Source organism: Actinomadura geliboluensis, from assembly GCF_005889745.1.
Lineage (GTDB): Bacteria > Actinomycetota > Actinomycetes > Streptosporangiales > Streptosporangiaceae > Spirillospora > Spirillospora geliboluensis.
The window spans coordinates 11,680-34,473 of the sequence record NZ_VCKZ01000037.1 but is presented as its reverse complement, the minus strand read 5'-3'; the positions used below and the strand labels follow the sequence as shown (position 1 = coordinate 34,473).

Here is a 22,794-nt window from a genome sequence, read left to right as displayed (position 1 = left end):
CAGCACCCGATGCGTCACCGCGTTGCGGACATCGCCCACCACCACCCGGCCGCCCGGCGCCAGCAAACCCATGGCTGCGTCCAGCACTCGTTCCAGGTAGCCGGCGCCGGGGAAGTACTGGACCACCGAGTTCAACACCACCGTGTCGAAGTGGCCGCCCGGCAGCCCCGAGATGTCGTCGGCGGCCTGCGCGCTCAACCGGACGCGGTCACCGAACCCCGCCCGCTCCACCTGCCCGCGGACGCGATCCACCACCGTGCCCGAGATATCGGTGCCCCAGTACTCCTGCACCTCACCGACGATCTCCGCCAGCAGCAGGCCAGACCCGACACCGATCTCCAGCACCCGCTGCGGTGCGAAAGCCAGCACCTGCGCCACCGCCGCGTCCCGCCACTCCACCATCTCCGCACGCGGGATCGGCTCACCGTCATACGACGACCGCCACAACTGGAAGTCCTCACCCAGCGCCTCATCGCCGGAATCGGTGTAACCGTCGTCGTAGACCTGGCGCCATTCATCCACTTGGACATCGACATCAGCGGGGGTGTCCGGGGCGGGTACCACATAGCCGACGAGGCGCTTGTCGCCCTCCCGGGCCTCCCGCACCACCACTGCGGCCTGGGCCACCCCGGGGTGCTGAGCCAGTACATGTTCGATCTCGCCCAGCTCGATCCGGAATCCGCGGACCTTCACCTGGAAGTCGGTACGGCCGATGTACTCCAGCCGACCGTTGCCAGCGAATCGGACTAGATCGCCGGTGCGGTACATCCGTGCACCGGCAGGACCGAACGGACACGCCACGAACCGGCCGCATGTCAACGCCGAACGCCCGAAATAGCCCCGGGCCAGCCCGTCACCAGCGATGTACAGCTCCCCCGCCACACCACGCGGGACTGGCCGCAACCGCGCATCGAGCACATACACCTGGGTGTTTCCGATCGGTGCACCGATCGCCACACCCGACCCAGCCTCGACTTCCGCCATCGTCGACCAGATCGTCGTCTCCGTCGGGCCGTAGACGTTCAACACCTCGGCCGCCTGATCGGCCAAAGCCTCGGCAAGAGACACAGGCAGAGCCTCGCCACCCACGAGGACACGCAGACCCTTCACGGCGTCTGTCTCCTGCATCAGCACCATCTGCCAGAACGCCGGCGTCGCCTGCGCCACCCTCACGCCATGGCGCTTCACAACGGCCACCACAGCCGACGGATCAGCGACCGTCTCCCGCCCCACAAGCACCACGGCCGCACCGGAGATCAGCGGCAGGAACAGCTCCAGGGCCGCGATGTCGAACGAGACCGTCGTGACCGCCAGCAGCCGATCCTCGGGCGACAACGGGACCCGCCGGCTCATCGTGGCCAGGAGGTTCTCCAGGGCACCGCGCGAGACCGCCACACCCTTCGGATTGCCGGTCGACCCCGACGTATAGATCACATACGCCGTGCTCTCCGGTGAGACGGCCACCTGCGGCACCGTGTCCGGGAACTCAGAACAGTCCACGTCGCCGTCCAGCACCAGCACCGGATCGGCATCACCGATGATGTAGTCGATTCGCGAACGCGGATGGTCCGGGTCGATCGGGACATAGGCCGCCCCGGCCTTCAGCACCGCCAGCAACGCCACCACAAGGTCCACCGACCGCGGCAGGCACACCGCCACCAGCGACTCCGGACCCACACCACGATCGATCAGCCAATGCGCCGACCGATTCGCCCGTACGTCCAGCTCTCTAAACGACAGTGACCCCGCCTCGCCAATCACGGCGGGCGCGTCCGGAGACACCGACGCCCACCGCGCCACCGACCCCACCAAACCCGACTCCAACACCGGCTCAGCGGTGTCGTTCACCCCATGCAGCAACCACCGACGCTCGTCCTCGTCCACCACATCGACGTCCCCGACGCACATGTCGGGGTCAGCGACCAGCTGGTCCAGGACGCGCGCGAAGCGGGTGGTGATGGCCTCGGCCGTGTCCCGATCGAACAGCCTGGTCGCGTACTGGAGGTCGCCGCGCAGCGTCCCCGAGTCGTCTACGGCCATGCTGAAGAAGAGGTCGAACTTGACGGTCGATGTGAGGGCCTGCTCGTACTCCACGTCGAGCCCGGCGAGTTCGAGGCTCCGCCTCTCGAAGTTCTGCCAGGCGAACATCACCTGGAACAGCGGCTGGTAGGCCGCGGACCGGTCGGGGTTGATCGCCTCGACCAGCGTCTCGAACGGCAGGTCCTGGTGTTCGTAGGCCGTCAGCGCCTTGTCCCGGACCTGCGCGAGCAGGCCGGTGAACGACGGGTCGCCCGACAGGTCCGCGCGCAGCACCAGGGTGTTGGCGAAGAATCCGACGAGGTCGTCCAGCGCTTCGTCGGTCCGTCCGGCGACCGGGCTCCCGATCGTGACGTCGTCGCCGCCGCCGAGCTTGTGCAGCAGCACGGCGAGGGCCGTCTGCAGGACCATCGACATGGTCGTCCCGCGCTCGGCGGCGAGCTTCTCCAGCCTCGCCACCACCGCCGGCTCCACGGCGAAGTCGACCGTGTCGCCGTGCGAACTCGCCTCCGCCGGGCGCGGCCGGTCCAGCGGCAGCGTCAGCGGCTGCGGCACCCCGGCCAGTTCCGTGCGCCAGTAGTCGAGCTGCCGCGCGGCGAGACTGCCCGGGTCGTCGATGTCGCCGAGCAGTTCGCGCTGCCACAGCGTGTAGTCCTTGTACTGGACGGGCAGCGGCTCCCAGTCCGGTGACCGGCCGTCCCGGCGGGCCGTGTAGGCGGTGGCCAGGTCCCGTACGAGCGGCGCGCCCGAGCTGCCGTCCATCGCGATGTGGTGGACGACCAGGACCAGGACGTGTTCCCGGGGAGAGCAGCGGAACAGGGTCGCCCGGACCGGGAGTTCGGCCGCCAGGTCGAACCGGTGGGCGACGGCCTCGTCGACGGCGACGGCCACGTCCGCGGGCGCCACGTCGCGCACCGGCACCCGCGGTGACACCTCGGTCATCGGCAGGATCCGCTGGCGGGGTTCTCCGTCGCCGTCCGCCGGATAGGTGGTGCGCAGGATCTCGTGCCGCTCGATCAGGTCGCTGATCGCCGTGACCAGGGCGGCCTCGTCCAGGGAACCGGTCAGCCGGAACGCCGCCGACATGTTGTAGGTCTCCGACGCCCCCTCCAGCTGGTGCAGGAGCCACATGCGCCGTTGCGCGAACGACAGCGGGATCATTCCATCACTCCTCTACGGTCATCTTGCGCAGGGCGGGGCGACGCGGAGCGGCCGACTTCTCCGACCACGCGGCGAGCGCGGCCACCGTCGGCAGGTCGAAGAACGTGCGGATGGGGATCTCGATCCCGATCTCGGCGCGGGCGCGACTGATCAGCCGGGTGGCCAGCAGCGAGTGCCCGCCGAGGGCGAAGAAGTCGTCGTCGACGCCGACCTTCTCCAGGCCGAGAACCTCCGCGAACAGCGCGCAGAGGGTCCTTTCGCGCGGGCTGCGGGGTTCTCGTCCGGTCGTGGCCGGTGCGTGGCCGGGGGCGGGGAGCGCGGCGCGGTCGAGCTTGCCGTTCGGCGTCGTCGGGAACCCGGTCATGGGCACGATCGCCGAGGGCACCATGTACTCCGGCACGCGCTCCCGGAGGAGGCCCTTCAGCGCCTCGACGTCGAGGGCGTCCGGGCCCGCCCCGCCGGCCGGCACCGCGTACGCGACGAGCCGCTGATCGCCGGGGCGGTCCTCCCGCACGACGGCGACCACCTGCGCGACATCGGGATGCCCGGCGAGCACGTGCTCGATCTCGCCCAGCTCGATCCGGAACCCGCGGATCTTCACCTGGAAGTCGGTACGTCCGATGTACTCCAGCCGACCGTCGCCGCCGTATCGGACGAGGTCACCGGTGCGGTACATCCGCGCACCGGCAGGACCGAACGGGCACGCCACGAACCGTCCGGACGTCAGCGCCGGGCGCCCGAAATAGCCCCGGGCCAGCCCGTCACCGGCGATGTACAGCTCGCCCACGGCGCCGCGTGGAGCCGGGAGCAGCCGCGCGTCGAGGACGTACACCTGGGTGTTGCCGATCGGCGAACCGATCGCCACACCCGACCCGGCCTCCACGGCCGCCGCCGTCGACCAGATCGTCGTCTCCGTCGGGCCGTAGACGTTCAGCACCTCGGACGCCTGATCGGCCAAAGCCTCGGCAAGAGGCACGGGCAGGGCCTCGCCGCCCACCAGGACCCGCAGGCCCTTCGCGGCGTTCGGCTCCTGCAGCAGGAGCATCTGCCAGAACGCCGGGGTCGCCTGCACCACGGTGACGCCGTGGCGGCGCATCATCGCTCCGGCCGACAGGTCGGCGGCGGCGTCCTCCTCCCCCGCCAGCACGACGGCCGCGCCGGAGATCAGCGGCAGGAACAGCTCCAGCGCCGCGATGTCGAACGAAACCGTCGTCACCGCCAGCAGCCGGTCCTCAGGCGACAACGGAACCCGCCGCCCCATCGTGGCCAGGAAGTTCTCCAGGGCACCGCGCGAGACCGCCACACCCTTCGGGTCGCCCGTCGATCCCGACGTATAGATCACATACGCCGTGCTCTCCGGTGAGACGGCCACCTGCGGCGCCGTGTCCGGGAATTCAGAACACTGCACGTCGCCGTCTAGCACCAGCACCGGATCGGCATCACCGATGATGTAGTCGATCCGCGAACGCGGATGCTCCGGATCGATCGGGACATAGGCCGCCCCGGCCTTGAGCACCGCCAGCAACGCGACCACGAGGTCCGCCGAGCGCGGCAGGCGGACGGCCACCGGCGACTCGGGCCGTGCGCCCCGATCGATCAGCCATCCGGCCAGGCGATTCGCCCGCGCGTCCAGCTCCGCGTAGGTCAGCGTCACGCGTTCGCCGATGACGGCGGGCGCGTCCGGTGACATCTCGGCCCGCCGGGCGACCGACTCCACAAGGCCCGGCTCCAGCGCCGGCTCGGCGGTGTCGTTCACCTCGTGCAGCAGCCACCGCCGCTCGTCCTCCCCGAGCACGTTGACGTCCGCGAGACGCGTGTCCGGGTCGGTGACGAACTGGCCGAGGACCCTGGTGAACCGGGCGGCGAGGGCGGCCGCCGCCTCATGGTCGACCAGGTTCTTCTGGTACTGCATGGACAGGTGCAGCCGCGGGCCGGGAACGGCGGTCAGCGTGATCGGGTAATGCGTGCCGGCGAACGGCCGCGCCCCGGTGACGGCGATGCCGTCCGAGGGCGCGGCCTTGTCGAGCGCGTCGGTGTCGACCGGGAACGACTCGAAGAGCACGAGGGTGTCGAACAGCGCGCTCAGCCCGGCGGCCTGTTGGATCTCCGCGAGGCCGTGGTGCTGGTGGTCGAGCAGCGCGGCTTGGCGGTCCTGCAGCGCTGTGAGCAGCCCGCCGAACGTGTCCCGCTGGTCGCACCGCACCCGGACGGGGATGGTGTTGATGAACAGCCCGACCATGTCGCCGCCGTCCATGAGCGCGGCCGGGCGTCCCGCCACGGTGGCGCCGAACACGACGTCCGCGCGCCCGACGAGCTCCGCGAGCAGCACCCCCCAGGCGCCCTGGACGACGGTGTTGAGGGTGACGCCGAGTTGCGCGGCCCGCTGGGAAAGGCCCTCCACGTCCTCGAAGGCCACCTCGATCTGCGCGAAGCCTTCGGAATCGTGCCGCGCACCCGCGTGCGGCACGAGCAGGGTTGGTTCGTCCACACCGTCGAGCTCGGCCGCCCAGGCCCGCACGGCCTCGTCGCGGTCCTGGTGCGCGAGCCACGCCAGGAAGTCGCCGTAGTCGCGCGTGCCGGGCAGATCCGCCGGGTCGCCGTCGGATGCGTAGAGGCCCAGCAGGTCCCGGATCAGCAAGGGCATGGACCAGCCGTCGAGCAGCGCGTGATGGGCGGTCACCACGAGTTCGGCCCGGTCCGACTCCAGCGTGACGAGCGCCAGCCTGATCAGCGGAGGGACGCCGACGTCGAAGTGCGCGGCCCGGTCCTGCGTGAGGAACCGTTCGAACGCCTCGTCTCGGTCGGCCTCGCCCGCCTCCGCCGTCAGATCGAGGTGCCGCCATGGCAGGGGCACCGTTTCCGGCACCACCTGCACGATGTCGCCGTCCGCACGGTCGACGAACGCCCCGCGAAGGTTGGCGTAGCGGCCGAGGAGCGCCTGACCGGCGCGCCGCAGCCGCTCCGGGTCGACCTCGCCGGACAGGTGGAACACCCACTGCGTGTGGTAGGCGTCGAATGACGTGCCGACCAGCATCGTGTGGAAGAGCATCCCGGACTGCGCGGGGGTCACCGGCCATACTTCGGACAGTCGGCCGAACCGGCTCTCCCACGTGTCGATCTCCTCCTGGACGACGCCGGCCAGGGGCGCGTCCGACGGGGTCAGGCCGCCCGCGTCCGGTGCCGCCGCATGCCGGGCCAGGGCGGTCAGCGCCTCGGCCCACGCCCCGGCCAGCTCCGACACCTCGCCACGGGACGGCGCACCGGCGGGGAAGGAGAAGCCCGCCGTCAGCCCGCCGCCGTCGGCGACCACATCGATCTCCACCATCGACCGCACCGGCATGCCGTCGCACGACACGGCCGCCACGTCCCACCCCGTGCCGCGCAGTTCCTCGGGCAGGTCCGCATCGGACGCCCGGCCATGGAAGACGAATCCGATCTGCGGTTCGCTGCCGTCGGCGGGCTCGGCAGCGGTGCCTGGAGTTGACCGCAGCTGCTCCTTGATGGTCTTGATCGCCCGCCCGGCGGCCGGGCCGCCTGCGAACGCGTCCGCGAGGTCGATCCCGGTCAGGTCCAACCGCGCCGGGAACTCGGCGGTGAACGGCCCGATCGTGCGGGACAGGTCGGCGCCGGGGACCGCGTTCTCCTCCCTGGCCTCGCCCACCACCTGGACGGCCTCCGGGGTCCCCGGCAGGCCGCGCGCCTCGCGCCGGCGGGCCAAGGCCAGTGCCAGGCCGGTGAGGAGGCCGTCGCCGGCACGGGCGCGGAACGCCGAGGGCAGCCGGTCCAGCAGGACCTCCGTGACATCCGCCGGCACCCGGACCCGCACCGTCTCCGCGACGTCGGGCACCCGGCCCGGGTCCCCCGGCGCCTGCCCGCTCTGGATCTGCTTCCACTGCGGCAGTTCCGCGACCTTTCGCGGGTCGGCCGCCTCGTCGCCGAGGGCGTGGGCCCACCTGCGGTACGAGGTCGCTACCCGGGCCAGTACCGGAGTCCCGCCGTCCCGTGCCTGACGCCACGCGAGGACCAGGTCCGGGACGAGGATCCGCCATGAGGCATCGTCCATGACAAGGCGGTGCGCGACCACCAGCAGCCGGTCGGGGCCCGCGTCCGCAGCGAGCCGGACGAACTGCGCCATGACGCCCGTGAACGGTTCCAACCGGTCCGCTGCGGCGGCGAGTTCGGCGGGCACGTCGGCGGCGCCGCCGCGAACCGTCCGCAGCAGCGCGCCGGCGTCCGCGCCGCCGGGTGCCTCGATCACCAGGCCGGGTTCGGCCCGATCGAGCCGGGCGCGCAGCACGTCGTGCCGATCCAGCACCGCCTGCACCGCCGTGACCAGGTCCGGTTCGGCGACGTCCTCGGGCAGGGTCAGGACCCTGGCGGTGCAGGCCCGCTCGATGCCGCCGTTGAGGACGAGACCGTGCGCGACCGGAGGCAGCGGGGCCCATCCGACACCGCCCCCCGGCAGCTCGGCCAGCGCCGGGCCCGCCTCGTCGCGTCCCTCGATCAGCTCCGCCAGCCGGGCGACCGTGCGGTGCTCGAAGATCTCCCGCACGGTGACGGCCAGACCACGGGACCTCGCCCGAGCGACGACCTGGACGGAACGGATGCTGTCACCGCCGAGGGCGAAGTAGTCGTTGTCGATACCGATGCCCTCCAGGCCGAGCACTTCGGAGAACAGGCCGCAGAGCGCCTCCTCCAGCTCGTTGCGCGGCCCCCGGCCGATCGACGCCTGCGTGTGATCCGGCTCAGGCAGCGCTCGCCGGTCGAGCTTGCCGTTGGGGGTGAGGGGGATCTGCGAGAGCGGGACGAGGGTGGCCGGGACCATGTAGTCGGGGAGTCGTTCGCGCAGGTAGCCGGGCAGCTCGGAGAGCAGCGGGCCTATCGTCTTGGCGAGCGCGGGCGTGTTCGCCAGGGCCTTGCCGCCGGTGCCGCTGGGGACGTATCCACCTGTGACGGTCCGGTGCGGGGGCGACAGCACCACGTCGAAACAGCGTGCGTCCTCACCGGACCACGTGACGATTGCGTCCCGTCCTTGCCCGCACGCCGACAGTCGGAGTTCCTCCGGGTCGACCGCCCCGGACAGCCCGGTCTCTTCGGCGAGGCGTGCGTTGGGTATCCCGGTCACCCGTACGGGGCCGTCCGCCAGATCTGCGCGGCGGGCTAGGCCGTCGAGTTCGTCCAGGCCGGACACCTCGGCCCCCCACGCCAGCGCCGGTGCGCTTGTCAGGTCGAGGACGTCGGCCGGGTCCTTGTGCAGGACGACCTCGTAGCGGTGACGGGTCAGTTCGTTGTGCGCTCTGCCGTTCTTCAGCCGGATGTCCACCGCGACGCCGCGTTGCCGGGCCCAATCGGTGAACCACTGCGGCGCGACCACCAACTCCCGTTCGGCCAGCACCGCCTTCTCCACCAGCGTCCGCAACTGCTCCTCCGAAGCATGCGGATGCGCCGCACGCTGCACCGCCTCCAACAGCACCCGATGCGTCACCGCGTTGCGGACATCGCCCACCACCACCCGGCCGCCCGGCGCCAGCAAACCCATGGCTGCGTCCAGCACTCGTTCCAGGTAGCCGGCGCCGGGGAAGTACTGGACCACCGAGTTCAACACCACCGTGTCGAAGTGGCCGCCCGGCAACCCCGAAACGTCATCGGCAGCCTGCGCGCTCAACCGGACACGGTCACCGAACCCCGCCCGTTCGACCTGCCTGCGGACGCGATCCACGACTGTGCCCGAGATATCGGTGCCCCAGTACTCCTCCACGTCACCGACGATCTCCGCCAGCAGCAGACCAGAACCGACACCGATCTCCAGCACCCGCCTCGGCGCGAAAGCCAGCACCCGCGCCACCGCCGCGTCCCGCCACTCCACCATCTCCGCACGCGGAATCGGCTCACCGTCATACGACGACCGCCACAACTGGAAGTCCTCACCCAGCGCCTGGTCATTGGAGGCCGCGTAGCTGTCGTCGTAGACCTGCTGCCATTCGTCGACCTGGACGGCGGGGTCGGCCAGCGCCTCGTCGGGCGCCGGCACCACGTAGCCGACGAGACGCTTGTCGCCTTCCTGCTCCTCCCGCACCACGACGGCGGCCTGTGCCACCTGGGAATGTCCGGCGAGCACGTGTTCGATCTCGCCCAGCTCGATGCGGAACCCGCGGACCTTCACCTGGAAGTCGGTACGCCCGATGTACTCCAGCAGACCGCCCCCGCCGAATCGGACGAGGTCACCGGTGCGGTACATCCGCGCACCGGCAGGACCGAACGGACACGCCACGAACCGGCCCGACGTCAACGCCGAACGCCCGAAGTACCCCCTGGCCAGCCCATCGCCAGCGATGTACAACTCCCCCGCCACACCACGCGGGACCGGCCGCAACCGCGCATCGAGCACATACACCTGGGTGTTTCCGATCGGCGAACCGATCGCCACACCCGACCCGGCCTCCACGACCGCCGCCGTCGACCAGATCGTCGTCTCCGTCGGGCCATAGACGTTCAACACCTCGACCGCCTGGTCAGCCAAAGCGTCGGCCAAGGGCGCGGGCAGGGCCTCGCCACCCACCAGGACACGCAGACCCTTGGCGGCGTCTGTCTCCTGCATCAGCACCATCTGCCAGAACGCCGGCGTCGCCTGCGCCACCTTCACCCCATGGCGCTTCACAACCGCCACCACAGCGGACGGATCAGCGACCGTCTCCCGCCCCACAAGCACCACAGCCGCACCCGAGATCAGCGGCAGGAACAGCTCCAGGGCCGCGATGTCGAACGAGACCGTCGTGACCGCCAGCAGCCGGTCCTCAGGCGACAACGGAACCCGCCGCCCCATCGTGGCCAGGAAGTTCTCCAGCGCACCCCGCGAGACCGCCACACCCTTCGGATTGCCGGTCGACCCCGACGTGTAGATCACATACGCCGTGCTCTCCGGCGAGACGCTCACATCCGGCGCCGACTCCGGGCACGCGGCAGTATCAGCGCCGGCCAGCAACTCGGCGTCCAGCACCAGCACCGGGTCCGCGTCTTCGAGGATGTAGTCGATCCGCGAACGCGGATGCTCCGGATCGATCGGCACATAAGCCCCACCGGCCTTCAGCACCGCCAACAGCGCCACCACAAGATCCACCGAGCGCGGCAGACACACCGCCACCAGCGACTCCGGACCCACACCACGACCAGCCAGCCAATGCGCCAACCGATTCGCCCGCGCTTCCAACTCCCCGAACGACAGCGACGCCGCCTCGCCAATGACCGCAGGCGCGTCCGCAGACAACGACGCCCACCGCGCCACCGACCCCACCAAACCCGACTCCAGCGCCGGCTCAACGGTGTCGTTCACCCCATGCAGCAGCCACCGGCGCTCGTCCTTGTCCAGGACGTCGACGTCCCCGAGACGCATGCCCGGGTGGGCGATCACCTGCCGCAGGACGCGCACGAACCGCTGGACGATGGCGACGGCCGTGGCGTGGTCGAACAGCTCCGTCGCGTACTCCAGCCGTCCGTACACACCGCCGGACTCGTTCGGGATGATGTTGAAGTACAGGTCGAGCTTCGCGGTGCCGGTGCCCGCCGGGATGGGGGTGGCCCGCAGGTCGGGCATTTCGAGCTGCGGCCAGAGGAACTGCCAGGCCAGCATCACCTGGAACAGCGGCTGGTACGAGGTCGAGCGGTCCGGGTTGAGGAGTTCCACCAGCCGCTCGAACGGCAGGTCCTGGTTGTCGTACGCGGCGAGGGCCTTGTCGCGGACCTGCTCGACGAGCTCGCCGAACGACGGGTTCCCCGACAGGTCGGCGCGCAGCACCCAGGTGTTGATGAAGAGCCCGATCAGGTCGGTCAGGGCCTCGTCGGTCCGCCCCTCGATCGGGCTGCCGATCGTGACGTCCTCGTCGGCGCCCAGTTTCCAGAGCAGTACGGCCAGAGCGGCCTGCGCGACCATGGGCGGTGTGGCGCCCCAGTCCGCGGCCAGTTTCCCGAGCCGGGCGACCAGTTCCGGTTCCAGTTCGAGATCGACATGGCCGCCGTGGTGGCCGGCCACCGCCGGACGCGGCCGGTCCAGCGGCAGCCGCACCGGCTGCGGCACCCCGTCCAGTTCCCGCCGCCAGTAGTCGAGCTGGGACGTGACGATGCTCTCCGGGTCGTCCTGGTCGCCGAGCAGTTCGCGCTGCCACAGCGTGTAGTCCTTGTACTGGACGGGCAGCGGCTCCCAATCGGGCGCCTCGCCCCGGTGGCGGGCCGAGTACGCCGACATCAGATCCCGGAGGAACGGCGTCATCGACGCCCCGTCCGTGGCGATGTGGTGGAAGACGAACACCAGCACGTGGTCCTGCGGGGAGGTGCGGAAGACGGTCGTCCGCAGAGGAAGGTCGGTGTCCAGGTCGAACCCCTCGCACACGGCCTCGTTCATCGCGGCGTCGATCGCGTCGGCGGCCACGTCGACCACCCGGAACGGGAGGACCGCCTCCCGCGGGGGCAGGACGCGCTGCTCCGGCGTGCCGTCCTCGTTCTCGACGATCAGGGTGCGCAGGCTCTCGTGCCGGGTCGCGACGTCCATCACCGCCGCGGCCAGCGCGGCCGTGTCCAGCGGCCCCTCCAGACGCAGCGCGAACGGGAAGTTGTAGGTCGCGGACGGGCCTTCCAGACGGTCGAGGAACCACAGCCGCCGCTGGGCGAAGGACAACGGGATCATCGGCGCGCTCCTACACGGTCATCTTGCGCAGCTGGGGGCGGTTCGACGTCTTCAGCTCCGCGAGGCGGGCCGCGAGCTGGGCGACGGTCGGATTGCGGAACACCGTCGCGACCTTCACGTCGAGGTTGAGTTCGTTGCGGATGCGGCCGATCAGCCGAGTGGCCAGCAGCGAGTGGCCGCCGAGCGCGAAGAAGTCGGCGTCGATGCCGATCCTCTCCATCTCGAGGAGTTCGGCGAACAGCCGGCAGAGGACCTCCTCGCGCTCGTCGCGGGGTTCTCGTCCGGTCGTGACCTGGGCGCGGTCCGGGGTGGGGAGCGCGGCGCGGTCGAGCTTGCCGTTCGGCGTCGTCGGGAACCCGGCCATGGGCACGATCGCCGAAGGGATCATGTAGTCCGGCACGCGCTCCCTGAGGAGGCCCGTCACGGCCTCGACGTCCAGCGCCCCGGGGTCGATACCGCCCTTCGGCACCACGTACGCGACCAGCCGTTTGTCGCCTCGCCCGTCCTCGCGTGTCACGACGGCGGCCTGGGCCACGTCGGGGTGCTGAGCCAGTACGTGTTCGATCTCGCCCAGCTCGATGCGGAACCCGCGGACCTTCACCTGGAAGTCGGTACGCCCGATGTACTCCAGCCGACCGTCGCCGCCGTATCGGACGAGGTCACCGGTGCGGTACATCCGCGCACCGGCAGGGCCGAACGGGCACGCCACGAACCGTCCGGACGTCAGCGCCGAACGACCGAAGTACCCCCTGGCCAGCCCATCGCCAGCGATGTACAACTCCCCCGGCACACCACGCGGGACCGGCCGCAGCCCGGAGTCCAGGACGTACACCTGGGTGTTGCCGATCGGCGAACCGATCGCCACACCCGACCCAGCCTCGACTTCCGCCATCGTCGACCAGATCGTCGTCTCCGTCGGGCCGTAGACGTTCAGCACTTCGGCCGCCTGGTCGGCCAAAGCGTCGGCCAAGGGCGCGGGCAGGGCCTCGCCCCCAACCAGGACACGCAGACCCTTCGCGGCGTCCGGCTCCTGCATCAGCACCATCTGCCAGAACGCCGGCGTCGCCTGCACCACCGTGACCTCATGCCGCTTGGCAAGTGCCACCACGGCGGATGGATCGCCGATGGTGTCCTTCTCTCCCGCCAACACCACGGCCGCGCCCGACACCAACGGCAGATACAGCTCCAGTGCCGCGATGTCGAACGAGACCGTCGTGACCGCCAGCAGCCGGTCCTCAGACGACAACGGGACCCGCCGCCCCATCGTGGCCAGGAAGTTCTCCAGCGCGCCCCGCGAGACCACCACGCCCTTCGGATTGCCCGTCGACCCAGACGTGTAGATCACATACGCCGTGTTGTCCGGCGCGGCGGCGACATCGGGCGCCGACTTCGGGAACCTCGAACAGTCGGCAGCGGCCCAGGTCTGGGCATCCAGCACCAGAACCGGGTCGGCGTCTTCGAGGATGTAGTCGATCCGCGAACGCGGATGCTCCGGGTCGATCGGCACATAGGCTCCACCGGCCTTGAGCACCGCCAGCAGCGCCACCACAAGGTCCACCGACCGCGGCAGGCACACCGCCACCAGCGACTCCGGACCCACACCACGATCGATCAGCCAATGCGCCAACCGATTCGCCCGTACGTCCAGCTCTCTAAACGACAGTGACCCCGCCTCGCCAATCACGGCGGGCTCGTCCGGAGAGATCGACGCCCACCGCGCCACCGACCCCACCAATCCCGGCTCCAGCGCCGGCTCGGCGGTGTCGTTCACCTCGTGCAGCAGCCACCGGCGCTCGCCCTCGCCGAGCACGTCGACGTCCGCGAGACGCGTGCCCGGGTCCGTGAGCACCTGGTCCAGCACCCGGACGAGCCGCGCGGCGATCACCTCGGCGCCGGCGCGGTCGTAGAGGTTGTTCTGGTAGTCGAGGGAGAGCCGCAGGTAGGGGTCGGAGGAGTTGAGGGTGAGCGGGTAGTGCGAGCCCGCGAACGGCCGGATGCCGTCGATCGTGAACCCGGCCGCGATGTTGGCGTCGACGACGCCCTCGCGGTCGACCGGGTAGTTCTCGAAGACGACGATCGTGTCGAAGAGCGCGGGGAGCCCGGCGCCGCGCTGGATGTCGGCAAGCCCGTAGTAGTGGTGGTCGAGCAGGGCGGTCTGCCGGTCCTGCAGCGCGGTGATGACGTCGCCGACGCTGTCGTCCGGCCCGCAGAGCACCCTGGTCGGCAGGGTGTTGATGAAGAGCCCGACCATCTCCTCCGAGCCGGGGAGCTCCGGCGGGCGGCCGTTGACGGCGGCGCCGAAGACCACGTCCTGCTGCCCGGTGAGCTTCGCGAGCAGAATCCCCCATGCGCCTTGCAGGAGCGTGTTGAGGGTGACCCCGAGTTCCGCGGCGCGGTGGGCGAGTGCGCGGCCCTTGTCGACCGATAGCGGTACCTCGATCCGCCCGAGGGCGGACGCCGTCTCCTGGACGGGGGCGCTCGGCGCCACGAGGGTCGGCTGTTCGAAGCCGGCGAGTTCGGCGGCCCACCGGGCGGCCGACGCCTCCCGGTCCCGCGTGGCGAGCCACGCCAGGTAGTCGCCGTAGCTGCGGACCGGGTGGAGCTCGTACGTGCCGGAGTACAGCCGGATCAGGTCCGTGAGCACCAGCGACGACGACCACCCGTCGAACAGCGTGTGGTGGGCCGTGACGATCAGCTTCGCCCGCTGCGGCGTGTAGGTGATCAGGCCGAGGCGCATCAGCGGCGGCCGCAGGGGGTCGAGCGGGTCGGCGCGGTCCTCCGCGAGGTACCGGTCGAGGGCCGCGTCCTGTTCGGCTTCGCCGCGGCCCGTCAGGTCGACGTGGCGCCAGGGCATGTCGACGTGCTCCGGTACGACCTGGACCGGGCCGCCGTCGGCTCCGGCCAGGAACGCGGAGCGCAGGTTCGGGTAGCGGTCGAGCAGGCGCCGCCCGGCGTCCCGCATGCGTTCGGGGTCGACCTGCCCGGTCAGGTGCAGGACGAACTGCATGTGGTAGACGTCGAACGACCCGTCGGCGACCGCGGCCTGGAACTGGATCCCCGCCTGTCCCGGTGCCTGCGGCCAGATGTGGGTCAGCCGGCCGTAGTGCGCCTCCCAGGCGTCGATCTCGTCCTGGCGCACCGGAACCAGCGCGGCGTCGGACGGCGTGAGCCCGCCGATCTCCGGCCGCGCGGCGTACGCGGCCATGCCCGTCAGCACCTCGACCCACAGTTCGGCGAGTTCGGCGGTGCGCTCCCGGGACAGCAGCCCGGTGGGGAACGTGAAGACGGCCTGCAGCCGGGCGCCTTCGGGGCCGTCGGTGGCGACGGCGCCCACCTCCAGGGCGGACAGCGCGGGCAGGTCCGGGTCGGGCACCGGGACGAGCTCGGCGGACCAGCGCGCCGGCCCCCACCCGTCCGCGCGCAGGTGCTCGGGCACGTCGGAGTCGGAGACGCGGCCGAGGTAGTTGAACCCGATCTGCGGCGCCGGGTGGTCGGCGAGCTGCGGGGCGGTCTCCGGGTTCAGGTAGCGCAGCAGCCCGTACCCGACGCCCTTGTCGGGGATCGCGCGCAGCTGCTCCTTCACCAGCTTGACCGCCGTCCCGGCCGCGGCGCCGTCGGCGAGCACCTCGGACACGTCCACGCCGCGCACGTCGACCCGCGCCGGGTACATGCAGGTGAACCAGCCGACCGTGCGGGCGAGGTCGGCCCCGGGGACGACGTCCTCCTCGCGGCCGTGCCCCTCCAGCCGGACCAGGGTCGAGCGGTCGGCGCCGCTCCACCGGTTCACGGCGAGGGCGAGCGCGGCGAGCAGCACGTCGGTGCCGGTGCCCCGGTAGGCCGCGGGAAGCCCGGTCAGCACCGCGTCGGTGACGTCGGCGGGCAGTTCCACCCGGACGCTGTCGAGCGTGGACACGACGTCCACCGCCGGGTCGAACGGGCGCTCGCCGAGCGGCGGGTTCGCGGCTTCGAGCATGTCCCGCCAGAACTCCAGCTCCGCCTCCCGCTCCGGGGAGAGCGCCTCGGCCTCCAGCGCCGCGGCCCAGCGGCGGGCGGACGTCCCGACCGCGGGCAGGTCGGGCGTCCGGCCGTCGCGGACCCGCCGCCACGCCTCGGCGAGGTCGGACATGAGGATGCGCCAGGAGACGCCGTCCACCACCAGGTGGTGCAGGACGGCGAGCAGCCTGCCCGGCCCCCGCTCCGGGGCGAACCAGACGAAGCGCGCCATGGTCCCGGCCTCCGGGTCGAGGCTCCCGGTCGCGGCGTCCAGCTCGGCCTTCGCGGTCTCCAGCGTGGACGGGTCGTCCCACCGGCCGTCGCAGGGCACGCGGCGGATCAGGCCGGCCGCGCGCACGGTCCCCGCCGGACGCACGTCGAGGGACGGCTCGTCGCCGCGCACCAGCCGGGCCCGCAGGAGGTCGTGCCGGTCGAGGACGGCGTCCAGCGTCGCGGCCAGCCCGTCCGCGTCGATGCCCGCGGGCAGTTCCAGCGCCATCGCCATGGCGAACCGGTCCATCCCGCCGCCGTGCTGGAACACGTGCCGCGCCACCGGCTGCAGCCCCATCGGCCCGACGCCGCCGCTCGCGTCCTCGGCGAGGACGGGCGTCCGGTCCCGGCGCGCGGAGACCGCCTCGGCCAGCCGCGCCGCCGTCCGGCACTCGAAGATCTCCCGGGTGGTGACCTCCAGGCCGCGGGCCCGGGCCCGCGCGACCACCTGGATCGACCGCAGGCTGTCGCCGCCCACGGCGAAGAAGTCGTCGTCGATGCCGACCCGGTCCACCCCGAGCACGTCCGCGTAGGCGGCGGTGATGACCGTCTCGGCCTCGGTGCGCGGCGCCCGGTAGGTCTCGCCCGCGAACTCCGGCTCGGGCAGGGCCGACCGGTCCAGCTTGCCGGTCGGCCCGAGCGGCATCCGGCCGAGGGTCACGAAGGCCGACGGGACCATGTAGTCGGGCAGCCGCGCCGCGACGAACCTGCGCAGCTCGGCGGCCGACGCGCCCGCCATCGCCTCCACGTCGCCGATGCCGCCGGCGCCGTCGTCGCCGACGGCCCCCGCGCCGGTGTGCACGACGTAGGCGACGAGCCGCCGCCCGCCCCCGGGCGCCTCCCGGCTGATCACCACCGCCTCGCTGATCCCGGGGTAGCGCGCGCACACCGCCTCGACCTCGGCGGTCTCGATGCGGAAGCCGCGGACCTTCACCTGGCCGTCGACCCTGCCGACGCACTCGAGCCAGCCGCGCGCGTTCCACCGGGCGAGGTCGCCCGTGCGGTACATCCGCTCGCCCGCCGGGCCGAACGGGTCCGCGACGAACCGTTCGGCCGTCATGCCCGGCCGGTCGCGGTAGCCGCGGCCGAGGCACGTCCCGGCCACGTACAGCTCGCCGACCACGCCCTGCGGCACCGGGGCGAGCCCCGGTCCCAGCACGTAGGCGCGCATGTTGCCCAGCGGAGTACCGATCGGCGCGACGTCGTCCTCCGCCCACTCCTCGGACGCCGCGAGGGAGAACGCGGTGGCGTAGAAGCTCTCGCTCTGCCCGTAGGAGTTCACGACCTGCACGCCCGGCAGGGCCTCCCGCACCTGCCGCACCAGCCGGGCCGGGAGGATGTCGCCGGCCAGCACGACCGTCCGCACGCCGCTCGTCTTCTCCAGGTGCCCCGTCAGCTCCCCGAGCACGGTGGGGACGGCGCTGATCACGTCACCGTCCCAGCCGCCCCGCTCCGCGAGCGCGAGCATGTTCGGCACCACCTCGGCCGTGCCACCGGTGGACAGGGTGGTCAGCAGCTCGAAGACCGAGACGTCGAAGTTCACCGACGTGCCGGACAGCATCCGCCAGCCGGGCGGCGCGTCGAGGACGCGCACCAGCTCCCGCACCCCGTTGGCGACGTTGCGGTGGGTGATCGCCGCGCCCTTCGGCGTCCCCGTGGACCCGGACGTGTACATGACGTACGCCAGGTTGTCCGGGCGCAGCGGCGAGATCCGGTCCGCGTCGTCCGGCGGGCCCTCGGGCGTGTCCCATGCCGCGCGGTGGTCGAGGTTCACGGCGGAGACGTCCGCCGGCGGTAGGTCCCGCCACGTCGCGGTGTCGGTGACCGCGAAGCGCGGGCGCGCCTCGGACAGCACGCTCGCCGCGCGTCCGCCGAGGTACTGCGGGTCCATCGGCAGGTATCCGGCGCCGGACTTGAGGATGCCGAGAAGGCCGGCCACCAGGTCCTCGGTGCGCGGCAGCGCCAGCACCACGAGGTCCTCCGGCCCGGCGCCGCGCCGGATCAGCTCCCACGCGACGGCGTTCGCCCGGGCGTCGAGCTCCCGGTAGGTCAGCGTCCGGCCGTCGCAGGCGATCGCCGGGGCGTCCGGCGTCCTCGCGGCCTGGCCCTCGAACAGCTCCGGGACCGTGGCCTCGGGCACCGGCGCGGCGGTGTCGTTGAACCGGCGGAGCAACCGGTCCCGCTCGGCGTCGGTGAGCACGTCGACGCCGCCGACGCGGTGCTCCGGGTCGGCCGCGACCCGGCCCAGCACCCGGACGAACCGGGCCGCGATGTCCTCGGCCGTGTCCCGTTCGAACAGGTCGGTGCGGTACTCCAGGCGGCAGGTCGCCCCGCCCGCGCCGTCCGGGAGCATGTCGAAGAACAGGTCGAACTTGGCCGTGCCGGTCTCCAGCCTCTCGTCCCGGACGTCGAGGCCGGGGAACTCCATCGGCGGCACGGGCGGCTGCCAGGCGAGCATGACCTGGAAGAACGGGCTGTAGGCGGTGGACCGGTCGGGGTTCAGCAGCTCCACCAGGCGCTCGAACGGCATCTCCTGGTTGTCGTACGCGGCCAGGGACCGGTCCCGCACCCGCCGGACCAGTTCGAGGAACGTCGGTTCGCCGGAGAGGTCGGCGCGCAGCACCCAGGTGTTGACGAAGAACCCGACGAGGTCGCGCAGCTCGTCGGCGGTGCGTCCCGCGATCGGCGCGCCGATCGGCACGTCGTCGCCGCAGCCGAGGTGGTGGAGGAGGACCGCCAGCGCGGAGTGCATGACCATCGAGATCGTCGCGTCGGCCCGCGCGGCGAGCTTCTCCACGGACGAGAGCAGGCCGGGGTCGATCGAGAACCGGACCATGTCGCCGGCGTGGCCCATCGCCTTCCCGCGCGGCCGGTCGGTGGGGAGGGCGAGCGGCTGCGGCAGGTCGGCGAGGGCCTGCCGCCAGTACGCCAGCTGCCTGGCCCCCAGGCTGGCCGGGTCGGTCTCGTCGCCGAGCACGTCCCGCTGCCACAGCGTGTAGTCCGCGTATTGCACCGGGAGCGGCTCCCACCGCGGGGCCCCGCCCTCCCTGCGGGCCGCGTACGCCGTGAGGAGATCGCGGAACAGCGGGCCGAACGACTCGCCGTCCACGGCGATGTGATGCATCACCAGCACCAGGGTGTGGTCGAGCGGACCGCTGCGGACCAGCCTGGCGCGGATCGGCACGTCGGCGGCCAGGTCGAAGGTCGCGGTGGCCTCGGCATGGAGCGCGGCCGCCCGCTCCTCCTCCGTCGCGACCTCGGCCACCGGCAGGTCGAACGGCCGCTCGCCGGACGGCAGCACCCGCTGGTGGGGGACGCCCTCGCCGTCCTCGACGATCACCGTGCGGAGGACCTCGTGCCTTTCGACGACGTCGCGGAGCGCCGCCTCCAGCGCGCCGGTGTCCAGCTCACCGGTCAGCCGCAGGGCGAACGCGCCGTTGTAGGTCGCCGACGGCCCGTCGAACCGGTCCACGAACCACAGCCGGCGCTGCGCGAACGACAACGGGATCATTCTGTCTCCAATTCGGCGGGACCGGCGGGAACCGATCCGCCGCTCAGCTCTGGTCGAGCACCGTCAAGAGTTCGGCGTTGTAGAAGTCGTCGAACGAGCAAGCGCCCGACACCGTGGAGAAGTACCGGTCGATCAGCTCCTGGTGGCCGACCAGTTTCCGCAACATCTCGGTCCGCCCTTCGGGCTTGAGCTCGGCCACGTTGAGCACGCCCTGGTAGAGGTCGAGGAAGTCGTCGTTCAGGTCGTTCTCGAAGCGGTTCAGCGCCGCGTCGAGCGCGGCGTCGTCGTGCAGGCCCTGCCCGATGTGGTCCGTGAGCGACTGGGCCTGGAGGAACGCGTCGGTGATCCCGCGGGCGGTGATGGAGTCCTTGTGGTGCAGCGCGTCCCCGAGCAGCACCCATCCGGGCCCGTGTGCCTTGCGGAAGAAGTTCTCCTGATGGCCCGTGCCGTACATCTGCTCCACGCGCGCGCCGGCCGACATCCGGTCGTACAGCTCGGGCGCCGTCGTGCGGAGGGCTCCGAGGTAGGACGGCTCCACCGCGGTACGGACCTTGGCGAACTCGTCCTGCGGGAAATAGGTCATGATCAGCGTGAGGTCGTCGTTGGTGGGGATGGCGACGACCCAGCGCCCGGGCCGCTCGTACAGCTCCATGTGCGCGGGGACCCCGGACCAGTAGCTGTAGTAGACGCAGGTCATCCGCGGGTGCTCGATGACGTTCGGCGCGCGGGTCTTGCGCGCCACCAGCGACCGCATGCCGTCCGCGCCGACGACCAGCCGCGCCCGCTCGGTCGCCTCGGCGCCGCCGGGCGTCGTGTACCGGACGCCGGCGACCCGGCCGCCCTCGTGCAGCAGGTCGGTGACCGCGCAGGACTCCTGGAACTCCGCCCCGGCCGCGACGGCGCCGCCGGCCAGGATCGGGTCGAGCACGAACCGGCGGGGCGCGTACGTCGTCCGGTGGCCGTCGACCGGCAGGGAGAAGCCGTCCAGCCGGACGCCGGGCCCGTCGTAGCTCTCGTGGTCGATCGGCCGGCAGCCCGCGCGGCGGAGCTCGCCGAGCAGGTCCCACCTGGCGAGGAGTGCCACGCCCGGCTGGTGGATGTAATGCGAGGACAGCGTGTCCTGGGGGAACCGCGCCTTCTCCAGGAGCAGGACGCGGTACCCCTGCCGGGCGAACAACATGGCCGCCGGCGAACCCGCGCAACGGGCACCGATGACAATCACGTCGTACATGGCGCCTCTCCTGAGAAGTGGGCATCGGGGGAACGGTCAGCAGGCCCGGCGAAAGGAATGTGTCTCGCCGGCGGGACACGGACCGGGACCAGGGTCGCCGCTGTCAGGTCGCCGGATCCAGGGATTCGATGTACGCGGAAACAGAGGCCACGGTCGGGTTGAGGAACATCTGGTCGACCGGTACCTCGACGCCCAGTTCCGCGACGAAGGCGGCCTGGATTCGGGCCATGATCACGGACTGGCCGCCCAGGGCGAAGAAATCGTCGTCGTCCGCCACGTCGTCGCGTCGGAGTTCGCGGCACCAGATGGCGCGCACCTTTTCGGAGATCATCACAGTCCCGTCCTGCACGAGTCGGCGAGTTCTTTGCGGTCGACCTTTCCGTGCGGGCTCAACGGGAGCCGGGGAATGTTGAGGCACCGCGCCGGGACCATGTTCCGCGGCAGCGTTTCGAGCAGCCGGGCGCGGACGTCGTCCGCGGCGAGATCGCCGCCCTCGGGCACGAGGAACGCGACCAGCTCGACCTCACCGGCGTCCGTGGGGGCGGTGACCACGGCGGCCTCCCGGACGCCGGGCAGCCTGGCGAGCGCGCGCTCGATGTCGGCGGGATCGATGCGCATGCCCCGCACCTTCACCTGCGCGTCCATCCGGCCGGCGACGACGAGGTCCCCCTCGGCGTTCACGTAACCGCGGTCGCCCGTGCGGTACATCCTGCGCGGCTCGCCCTCGACCATGACCGTGGTGAACCGCGCCGGCTCGGGGCCGCCGCCGTTGAGGTAGCCCGCGCCGACGCCGGCTCCGGAGATGAAGACCTCCCCGTACTCCCCCGGCCCGACGCCGTTCATCCGCTCGTCGAGAAGATGGATGCCGGTGTTGTGGGCCGGCCTGCCGACCGGCGCGATGTCGTGTTCGCCGGGCCGGTAACCGGCCAGGTCGAACGACGTCGCGACGTCCGTGCACTCGGCGACGCCGTACTGGTGCAGGAGCGTGCACGCGTTGTCCTCGCGCCGCGCCCACTCCCAGATCCGTTCGACCTTCAGCGGTTCCCCGCCGAACAGCACGTAGTCCAGCCCGGCGAGCGCGTTCCCGCCGCGGGCGGTCTCCCAGTCCACCAGCAGGTACAGCGTGCTGGACGCGCAGTGCACCACGCGGACGTCGTGCTCGTTCAGCATGCGGTACGCCAGCAGGGCGTCGAAGTTCCTGCTCGTCATCAGGTGCTGCGTGGCGCCGCAGAACAACGGCGTCATCAGGCTGCGCTGGGACAGGTCGAAGCCGAACGCGCTGACGACCAGGTTGTGCGACCCGCGGTGCAGGCCGTACTCGATCATCAGCCAGTTCATCAGGTTGAACCAGCCCTCGTGCCGCACCGCGGTCAGCTTCGGCGTACCGGTCGACCCGGACGTGAAGACCGCGTAGCACACGTCGTCCCCGGTGACGGAGACGCCGGGGCGGGTCTCCGGGAGGTCCGCCAGGCCGCCGGGCGGGCGTCCGAGGTCGATGACCTCGACGGCCGCCGACTCGACCATCCCGGCCGTCGCCGGGGACGCCACGATCAGGACGAGATCGGGGATCTGCCCCAGCAGCAGCCGGAGCCTCTCCGCCGGGTAGGACGGGTCGAGCGGCACGTAGGCCGCGCCCGCCTTGAGCGTGCCGAGGACGGCGACGAGCATGTCCACCGAGTAGTCGAGGCAGATGCCGACCTTCGCGCCCCGCCCGTGTCCGCGCGCCGCGAGGAGATGGGCGAACCGGTTGGCCCGCGCGTCCAGCTCCGCGTACGTCACCCGCCGCTCGCCGCAGACGACCGCGACGGCATCGGGGGCCGTCTCCGCGTGCGCCTCGAACCGGTGGTGGGGCACGGGCGCCGGGGGCAGCGGGACCTGCTTTCCCTGAAGGATCATCAGCTGGCTCCGATGTGA

General features: G+C 71.6%; 6 protein-coding genes. All 6 read right to left on the bottom strand.

All coding sequences use genetic code 11. The features are described 5' to 3' along the window. Nucleotides 1–3,198: non-ribosomal peptide synthetase (locus ETD96_RS08225; RefSeq protein WP_138635689.1), on the bottom strand; the 3,198-nt coding region annotated here is incomplete at its 3' end. A 4-nt stretch (nucleotides 3,199–3,202) separates the two neighbouring features. Continuing rightward, nucleotides 3,203–11,875 (bottom strand): non-ribosomal peptide synthetase, encoded by an 8,673-nt coding sequence (locus ETD96_RS08220; RefSeq protein WP_138635688.1) that lies wholly within the window; start codon nucleotides 11,873–11,875, stop codon nucleotides 3,203–3,205. Nucleotides 11,876–11,885: 10 nt separating this feature from the next. Further along, nucleotides 11,886–19,649, bottom strand: coding sequence for a non-ribosomal peptide synthetase (locus ETD96_RS08215; RefSeq protein WP_138635687.1), 7,764 nt, complete (start codon nucleotides 19,647–19,649; stop codon nucleotides 11,886–11,888). Between the two features lie 43 nt (nucleotides 19,650–19,692). After that, the gene (locus ETD96_RS08210) at nucleotides 19,693–20,880 is read right to left on the bottom strand and encodes an NAD(P)/FAD-dependent oxidoreductase (RefSeq protein WP_138635686.1); all 1,188 of its coding nucleotides are present in this window, start codon (nucleotides 20,878–20,880) and stop codon (nucleotides 19,693–19,695) included. Between the two features lie 103 nt (nucleotides 20,881–20,983). Continuing rightward, nucleotides 20,984–21,211: an acyl carrier protein gene (locus ETD96_RS08205; RefSeq protein ID WP_138635685.1), complete on the bottom strand. Its 228-nt coding sequence runs from the start codon at nucleotides 21,209–21,211 to the stop codon at nucleotides 20,984–20,986. Next, nucleotides 21,211–22,776 (bottom strand): amino acid adenylation domain-containing protein, encoded by a 1,566-nt coding sequence (locus ETD96_RS08200; RefSeq protein WP_138635684.1) that lies wholly within the window; start codon nucleotides 22,774–22,776, stop codon nucleotides 21,211–21,213. The genes ETD96_RS08205 and ETD96_RS08200 overlap by 1 nt, the downstream gene beginning before the upstream one ends. Nucleotides 22,777–22,794: the final 18 nt, after the last annotated feature.

Coding starts and splice junctions, on each gene's coding strand:
- ETD96_RS08220 (WP_138635688.1), bottom strand. CDS start 11,875: ATGATCCCGTTGTCCTTCGCCCAGCGGCGGCTGTGGTTCCTCGACCGT.
- ETD96_RS08215 (WP_138635687.1), bottom strand. CDS start 19,649: ATGATCCCGTTGTCGTTCGCGCAGCGCCGGCTGTGGTTCGTGGACCGG.
- ETD96_RS08210 (WP_138635686.1), bottom strand. CDS start 20,880: ATGTACGACGTGATTGTCATCGGTGCCCGTTGCGCGGGTTCGCCGGCG.
- ETD96_RS08205 (WP_138635685.1), bottom strand. CDS start 21,211: ATGATCTCCGAAAAGGTGCGCGCCATCTGGTGCCGCGAACTCCGACGC.
- ETD96_RS08200 (WP_138635684.1), bottom strand. CDS start 22,776: ATGATCCTTCAGGGAAAGCAGGTCCCGCTGCCCCCGGCGCCCGTGCCC.